General features: G+C 34.4%; 6 protein-coding genes. 2 read left to right on the plus strand and 4 right to left on the minus strand.

Annotated elements, in window-relative coordinates:
* Positions 1-198 precede the first annotated feature (198 nt).
* The 3 genes from LC115_05440 to LC115_05450 form a co-directional block, all read right to left on the minus strand.
* Positions 199-876: a hypothetical protein gene (locus tag LC115_05440; protein ID MCZ2356121.1), complete on the minus strand. Its 678-nt coding sequence runs from the start codon at positions 874-876 to the stop codon at positions 199-201.
* Positions 877-947: 71 nt separating this feature from the next.
* Positions 948-1,775: a hypothetical protein gene (locus LC115_05445; protein ID MCZ2356122.1), complete on the minus strand. Its 828-nt coding sequence runs from the start codon at positions 1,773-1,775 to the stop codon at positions 948-950.
* Positions 1,776-2,015: 240 nt separating this feature from the next.
* Complete coding sequence (locus tag LC115_05450; protein ID MCZ2356123.1) at positions 2,016-3,668, minus strand: peptidase S41; 1,653 nt, start codon at positions 3,666-3,668, stop codon at positions 2,016-2,018.
* A 243-nt stretch (positions 3,669-3,911) separates the two neighbouring features.
* Here LC115_05450 and LC115_05455 point away from each other — a divergent pair, with 243 nt between their 5' ends.
* Both LC115_05455 and LC115_05460 read left to right on the plus strand, forming a co-directional pair.
* On the plus strand, positions 3,912-4,820 hold the full coding sequence (locus tag LC115_05455; GenBank protein ID MCZ2356124.1) for a tyrosine-type recombinase/integrase: 909 nt from the start codon (positions 3,912-3,914) through the stop codon (positions 4,818-4,820).
* The gene (locus LC115_05460; protein MCZ2356125.1) at positions 4,813-5,979 is read left to right on the plus strand and encodes an IS91 family transposase; all 1,167 of its coding nucleotides are present in this window, start codon (positions 4,813-4,815) and stop codon (positions 5,977-5,979) included. Before LC115_05455 ends, LC115_05460 begins: the two co-directional genes overlap by 8 nt.
* A gap of 316 nt (positions 5,980-6,295) precedes the next feature.
* Here the strand turns inward: LC115_05460 and LC115_05465 are convergent, their stop codons facing one another.
* The gene (locus LC115_05465) at positions 6,296-7,882 is read right to left on the minus strand and encodes an ATP-binding cassette domain-containing protein (GenBank protein ID MCZ2356126.1); all 1,587 of its coding nucleotides are present in this window, start codon (positions 7,880-7,882) and stop codon (positions 6,296-6,298) included.
* Between the last annotated feature and the right edge of the window lie 331 nt (positions 7,883-8,213).

Here is an 8,213-nt window from a genome sequence, read left to right on the forward strand (position 1 = left end):
AAGTTATTAACAATCAATGAGTTAATAAAGAAGAGGTTTTTAGACAGTTTGACGGCTGGTGGCTCAGAGAAGTGGCAATTTTTAAGGTGAATTTAAGCACGAAGCGTAAATTTCTTTTTTACAGTAATCTTCAAAACGAAGCATTTAGTTTGCCATTTCTCTGAACCACAGGTTATAGGCTGTGGTCTTGTGTATAGATTAAAATAAGAAACTAAGACCTAACTTAGTATAATGCCTATTAAATGAGAAATTGGTTGCTTGCGATTGTGTGTTAACGTGATTAGGTTTTGAAAAACTTGTGTTTTCATTTTCTTTACTAATAATACCGTTTGCACTACATTCAAATGTAAGTCTAATTCTGTTTATAAATGTTACTCGCATGCCTAAGAATAAATTTATACCAAAACCTTGTTCATTTTTCATAGTACTGAAAGAAGTATTGTCACTTAAAGAAGTTGATAGACCTTGATATTTACCTGTGTATAAATTTAAGTCTCCACCGCCAAAAACTTGAAAAATCTTTTTATTGACAAAGGATTTTTCAATGCCAACTGAAAAGAAGTTTTTCCCATAAATACCAAGAGTATTTAAAGTATCTTTTTCATATTCTTGTTTTCCATTTACAGAAATCTTACCACTATAATTTTCATAAGCAAAACGCAACGAAAAATCTTTTAAATGTCTCTTTACAAAAAGACCATTGGCAAAAAACATTTTGTTAATAGAACCAGAACCTAATGGGTCAGATGGTACTGACATCCCAGAGAAGTTAAAAAACAAACCTCCTACTTCATAATTTCGTTGAACGTCTTCTTGTGCGTAAAGGCTGTTAAACATTGTTAACAATCCTATTATAAAAATCAGTTTCGTTTTCATGTTTTTATGTATAAAGTTTAGAGGATGGTGTCCGAAAAGTCGGACACCATCCTCTTTAATAAAAAGACTTATTATTTTTTAGTTTTAACTAAATTAACTATGTGTATTGGGGTGAATAAAAAAATCATACAAATAGCTATCCTATAATATAATGCCCTGGACTGTCCGTATAATTTACCTCCTAAACCATGAGATGCTATTACTACTATAGCCATAACTGAAATAGGCATTATTCGTGAAATATTGTGCTTAAACGCATAATGGTGAAAATTACAACCATCTTTCGAACCTAATCTTTTTCTTGTTGAAACACTCCATGCTGAATATGGAATACCAATACCCATAGAGAATAGATATGGATAATTTTCAGAACCACAATCTGCCTTAGCTGCCTTAGGAATAATATTTCCTTCAAATGCATCATCAACAATATCTTGGACACCGTCAAGACCTAATAAAGCGGCTACTTGAAATGCTTTTCCATATTTACGTTGACATTGTTCAATAATAGTATCTGTCGCTTTTTCAATGTTTTTTAACATTGCTATATATTCAGATAAATCAAAAGGGCTGTCTTTGAATATTTCTATAGCTTGCTCTCTTACTATAGTTAAAAAGTACCCTAATTGCTCACTTTTAATAGAGTAAAAACTTTCCAATAAACTTTTAGTTTCGTCATAAGATAAGTTTTCGGCAAACAAGCTAATAGCTATTTCTTTTAATTCATTTTCAGTAAAAGTTTTTGGAAAAACTTTGTTTGAATAGATTTCTTCGATTATTAAATCAAGAAGATTTTCAAATAATTCCTCATTATTTGTCTCATGCCCATTTTGTTCTTTTGAAGTTGAGCAACAATTAATGTTAATTACGATTTCTTTGTTGTTTGTTAATTCTTTCATGATAATATAGTTTTAAAATTTCTGTTATAACGATTATAATTAATTCTTATTGTTCTTTTTCTTTTTTTATCTTGATTATTAAGTATAGTTTTTTGACCATAGCCTATAACGGTTTGCAGCTACCCGAAGGTGGCGATTTGGAACACTAAACTGTCTACACACACCAATGTTTGTTTGGAATGCAAATGTTCGTATCCGCACTTTCCCGCCACTTTTGGGTAGGTGCTGTTATAAGCCGTTTTAATTTCCATTGATTACTTCAATTGCTTTTTCTAAAACTTCGTCTTTCTTTAATTTCAACCCATCAATTGTCGGTTTAACTTCTATGTCAGGAACAATTCCAATTCTTTGAGTTTCCCTGCCGTCTGGATAGTATACTCCAATACCAGTCATATATGATTTATAATTTCCGGGAAATGTGATCAAAGACACATTACCATCTGCACCAGCTGTCTGACTGCCAATACTTATAACATTTGGTGCTGTTTGTAACGCCATTAGAGTGAATTCAGCGTGACTCTGTGAAGTCTCGTTGAAAAGTAAAATTACTTTCCCAGTGTAGGGAGAACTATTCTTTTTACCGCAAGAATATGGAGCAGTGTAATGAAAAATTCCAGGGTATGAAAGGTCAGGATTTGTGAATTTGGCAAAAGGTTTATTGTCGGCATTCAAGAAATTGGCAATGCTATACATTGTTCCGTTTGGATAATTTCTTACGTCAAAAATTATCGCCTTTGTATCCTTAAGTTTATTCAAGTAGCTGTCTGTTTGTTGTGGTTGCAGGAGGCCTAAGTTTATATATCCGATATTCCCATCTAAAATTTTGCAGGTGTCTGGTAAATTGGCATTTGTCCATTTGTAGTTGAATTCATTGAAGTAGTACCTGTAAATAGTTTTTTCTTCAACAACTCCATTTCTTTCAAAAGTGGTATTGACAGAATCTGTTTGACCATTAAAAATAGCATAAATCATATTACGAAGTTTAGTGACTTCATTCGATGCTCCGATATATTTTGACTTTTCCTTGGTAATATCTTTAATCGTCAAGTTACCTACTTCTAAAAACACATCGCCAATTTGAATGTCATTTATTTTGCACAGTGAATCGTTATAAAAACCTGTAACAATTGCCTTGTTATCAATGATTTTAAAACGAAAGGGAGCCCATTTTAAACCAAAGTATTGATTTGTATATTTTGTCACAAAACCAGCGTGGCTGTCATTAATTTTCGCTGTTAATTCGAGCATTGCAAGATGATAAGAAATGGTGTCTCTTGAATCCTTGAATTTGGGAACCATTTCAACAAGAACTTTATTCCAGTCTTGACCGATTCGATATTTATAAGGGAAGAAATATTCGATAATATTCCAATACCGGGAAAGTCCCAATAAACGTAATTCTATTGATGGAAAAACAGAATCTTTATAAGATTTTTCATTGTCATATTTTGTGTTTCCAACAAATCTGGATTGTTGGACATAGTAGTTTTTGCCTTGGTTTCTGTTATTTTGAATGAATTCGAGTTGATTTATCAAGGTTTTGGTAAATGCAATGGAATCGCTTAACCAAGCTAAATCAAGATTAAAACTAAGACTGTCAGGAATTTCGTCTTTACATTTTTTGCATTTTTTTACCTTGCCTAAACTACTAATCCATTCCGAATAATAATTATTTAGTTCTTGTTTTGATTCTAATGAAGACACTACTTTAATTCGGATCATAAATTCGTTGTCCCAATCAATTTTTCCTTTTGCAACTGTTGGATGATAATACTTAAGAAAGCCCCACAACTTACAAAAGGTCGCAATTTTTTCAGATTCCTGAGAAGTTGTCTGGGAAAAGGTCGAAATGGAAAAGGAAAGGAAAATTAATATTGATATTACTGTTTTCATATTGTTATACTGGGTGTTCCTAAATGGCTTGTAACGGCGGTTTTCGGCTTGGCGAAGGTGGCGATTTTTAGCACTACACTTCAATCGAAGCACGAATGTTCAAATTTACGAAAAAGTTTAAAATGAAGCACTTAACCGCCACTTTTGCCAAACCGATGTTGAACTAAACCTTCGGTAGCCACAAACAAAACAAAAATACACATATATCTCGTATAAACAAACTCACTTTAAATAAAAAATATTATGAGTTTACAAAAAAAGCGATACAATACCATTGTATCACAAGCCAAACAAAACGTGATAGGCTTTTCATCGGCCTATCAAAAATTTTTAGAACGTGTAAGTATTGATCAAAACAGCAAGAGCCTGATTACGAACTACAGTCGTAGCATAGCAGCTATTGCCTTACACTTTAACCGTGTGCCTCATCAAGTAGGTGTAGATGAAATCAACGGATATTTGTATCGAATGATTCACCAGGAAAAGCAATCCATCAGTTATTTTAAACAAGCGGTGTATGGTTTACGGCATTGGTTTAGATTGTTTGGTATGGAAGAAAAAGCTATTCAAATGCCAAGCATTAAGAAAGAACAAAAACTGCCGGTAGTTTTATCAAAAGAAGAGTGTAAAGAACTATTTAAAACACCACGCCTCTTAAAGCACCGATACCTGCTTGCCTTTGCTTATGGCTGTGGTATGCGGATGAACGAACTGCGTATGCTTAAAATAGCCGATGTTGATTTACAACGCAAACTCGTTCATATCAAAAACGGTAAAGGTAAAAAACAACGCTATGTTGTTTTATCTCAACTACTCGCACAAAAATTTGAAATGTATCTCAAAGAAGTAAAACCCAAAGTATATTTATTTGAAGGACAAACCCCTAGTGAACCCATGGGCGAACGAAGCATACAATATGTAATTAACGAAGCCCTGCAAAAAACAAATATTAAAAAACAAGTAAGTATGCACACTCTCCGCCACAGCTTTGCCACACATTTGCTCGAAGATGGCATTGATGTACATTCCATTCAGCGTTTACTAGGACATAGTGATTTACGAACAACGATGGTTTATTTACATGTAGCTCAAATGAAACTTCGCCCTGTTCACAGTCCATTGGATAGTTTATATAACTTACCACTTGAGTAAACCAACTTATGAGTTGGCAACTATCATTGCAGAGTACAAAACTACATTTACACAAAAACATCAGCCCTTAAAATACCATTTAAAAGTACTCAATGCCATTGAGCATTGCCGTACTGCTTATTTTGGAGGTCATGTAGATAAATGTAATTCATGTAATCATATACGCATTAGCTACAACTCTTGCCGTAACAGGCATTGCCCTAAGTGCCAAAACACCAACAAAGAACGTTGGATAGAAGCACGCGAAAGAGATTTATTATCTACAACTTATTTTCATGTGGTGTTTACCCTGCCACAGGAACTAAACACGTATTGCCTTAAGTACCCTAAAGACTTGTACGATATTTTATTTGCTTCAAGTAAAGAAACCATTGAAACATTTGCAAATGACCCTAAGCACTTGGGCGCACAAACAGGGATGGTAAGCGTACTTCACACATGGGGGCAAAACTTATCACTGCATCCGCATGTGCACATGATTGTTCCCGGAGGAGGAATAACACCGGCAGGTTATTGGAAAACGGCAAAGAGCAAAGGAGAATTTTTGTTTCCTGTAGATTCAATGAGCATAGTTTACAAAAACAAGTTTATGGAAAAGTTGATACTGTTTTTGAAGAAAGAAAAGATATATCTCGATGTTCAGCTAAGAAGAAAACTCTACCAACAAGAATGGGTAGTATATGCCAAACAACCCTTTGGTGAACCAAAACAGGTAATTGAATATTTGGGTAGGTATTCTCACAAGATTGCGATTAGTAATTACCGCATAAAAAATGTGAGCAATGGTAAAGTAAGTTTTACTTACAAAGATTACGCACATGGAAATGTACAAAAACTCATGACTTTAGATGCAGAAGAATTTTTGCGTAGGTTTTGTTTACACATCCTTCCGCCAAAGTTTATGAAAATACGTCATTACGGCATTTTGGCAAGTCGTTGCAAACCCATGCTTCGCAAGCATCAATTTACACAGGGAATAATCATGCCAACCATAGAAAAGAAAACATGGAAAGAGATTGCTAAAACAAAACTGAATTTTGATGCAGATAGCTGCCCACATTGCAAAACAGGAAAGATGATTAGGGTGTTTAGTTTTGATACCAATGCGCCACCGGAAATTCTTCAACTCATTCAACATCAAAAAAAGATGAAAAAATAATTTAGGAACATCACCGTATTTGCTTGCAAAAAGCGAACAGGCATTGTATTGAACAAACATCAAAAATAAAACTAAAAATAACTAAAACACGATAAGAAATAAGAAAAAAACAACCATAAACACAACACAAACTCCATAAAACACCCCTCAAAGGGTACTAAAAAGTACACTTGCTTATTGTTTAAAGGCACAACTAATTTTTTAAAACCCCATAATATATTTTACTTGCAACTGAGCTCCGGAAGCTTTATTCAACACAGGATTAAATCAAAGCATAGCTTCGTTTAATCCCTATATGTTACAGGCAGTATTTTTTTCAGACTTCAATCGTCCGTTCAACATTTACTTGCTCTAAAAACGTTTCATCGTGCGACACAACAATCAGCGTTCCTCTATATTCATTAATTGCCATTGTTAATATTTCCACATTCTGAATATCTAAATTATTCGTTGGTTCATCAAGAATAATGATGTCAGGCGATTTGCTGTTAATGGTCAAACAGCATAACAACAAACGCATTCTTTCTCCACCACTCAACGCAATACAAGGTTTATCCCAATCGTTTTTGGTAAACAAAAAACGGGTTAAGCGGATTTTGATTTCGTGTTCTTGCAATGCGGAACTATTGAATTGTTGGGCTTGTTCATAAACTTTCAGCGTGTTGTCAAGCAAAGAATAATCTTGGTCAATATAAACTGATTTATTGTCCGCTCTGTAAATTGTTCCTGTTTGCGGTTCTAAATTTCCTAAAATCAAGTTGATTAAAGTGGTTTTTCCTGAACCATTTTTCCCTTTCAAGGCAATGCGTTCGCCACTTGTTATTTGGAAAGTTAAGTTGTTTTTCCAAAGCGGTTTGTTATCATAACCAAAGTTGATGTCCGTTGAAGTAAACAAAACTTTACCTTTATGCAAGGCTGAGTTGTCAAAGCCGAATTTCATTTTGTCAATGTCAGGTAACGAAGAGCGAAGTTCTTGTAAATCTTGCGAAAGTCCACCAATTTTTTCTGCGTGAACACTCTTTAGTTTTGAAGTGCTGTTTTCTGCATTGTTTCGCAAAGTATTCATCATTATTCGGGCAACACCAGATTTTTCTTGTTTGCCTTTGCCACGACTGTCTAATTTTTGTTGTCGTTCCATAGTTTCCCGTTCTTTCTCTTTGGCCTTTCGCAATGCTTTTTCTTTACTTTGTATGTCTTGGCTCAAAGCATTATTTTCTATTTGTTTTTGTTCTTTGTAAAAGTCGTAATTGCCGCCATAAGCTTTAATTCCATTTTTGTTCAATTCGCAAACGCTGGTTAACAGATTTAATAACTTTCTGTCGTGGCTTACAATGATTAAAGTGCTTTTTGTGTTCTGAACAAAGTCATACAAAAGTTGTCGGCTTGCGATATCCAAATGATTACTTGGTTCGTCTAATAAAATCAATTCGGGTTGATGAATGGAAATCCCTGCAAGGAAAACTTTGGTTTTTTGTCCACCACTCAACGCTTCCATTTTTTGTGATAAATCCAAATCGTTGAGTTGCCAATAGCTCAATGCTTCGGTACAACGGTCTTCGATTGTCCAATCGTCATTCAACAAATTGAAATTTTCTTCGCTTGTGTTTCCGTTTAAAATTTCTTTCAAAGCGTTCAATTTGTCTTCAATTCGCAACGCTTGTGCGATAGTCAAATGATTGAACTGCCCGAAAATTTGCGGAACATAATACGGCTCAGTTTCTACGCAAATTTGTCCATTGGTTGGTTGGAGTTCTCCTGCAATAATTTTAAGCAGAGTAGATTTTCCTACTCCGTTGTTGCCGATTAACGCAGTCTTTTCGTGATTGTTTACTGCCAGATTGATGTCGCTAAACAGTAAATCTTTGTTTGGGTGTGTATATGAAATGTTTTGTAAAGTAAGCATAATTCCTTTCTTTAAAGATGAAACAATACAGCAACCGCTTTGCGGTTATTGTTCTGATTGGTCTGAAAGAAATTATTTTTTACATTTCGTCTTACTTAAATTTTATGTTTGCAAATATACGATTTTTCTTTTAGTACGGTCGGTCGTAATATTGCCTGTAACGTTTTGCAGCTTGGCGAAGTGGCGGAAATCGAAGCACTAATGTTCAGTTTTGCACAAAAGTTCAATCGATGAACTACCGTTGAATTTAGCACTTAACCCGCCATTTTGCCAAACTGCTGTTGAACTAAACCTTCGGTAGCCACAAACAAAACAAAAATACACATATATC

The sequence above is a fragment of the Bacteroidia bacterium genome, from assembly GCA_026932145.1.
Taxonomy (GTDB): Bacteria; Bacteroidota; Bacteroidia; order J057; family JAIXKT01; genus JAIXKT01.

Coding starts and splice junctions, on each gene's coding strand:
- LC115_05440 (MCZ2356121.1), bottom strand. CDS start 876: ATGAAAACGAAACTGATTTTTATAATAGGATTGTTAACAATGTTTAAC.
- LC115_05465 (MCZ2356126.1), bottom strand. CDS start 7,882: ATGCTTACTTTACAAAACATTTCATATACACACCCAAACAAAGATTTA.
- LC115_05455 (MCZ2356124.1), top strand. CDS start 3,912: ATGAGTTTACAAAAAAAGCGATACAATACCATTGTATCACAAGCCAAA.
- LC115_05450 (MCZ2356123.1), bottom strand. CDS start 3,668: ATGAAAACAGTAATATCAATATTAATTTTCCTTTCCTTTTCCATTTCG.
- LC115_05445 (MCZ2356122.1), bottom strand. CDS start 1,775: ATGAAAGAATTAACAAACAACAAAGAAATCGTAATTAACATTAATTGT.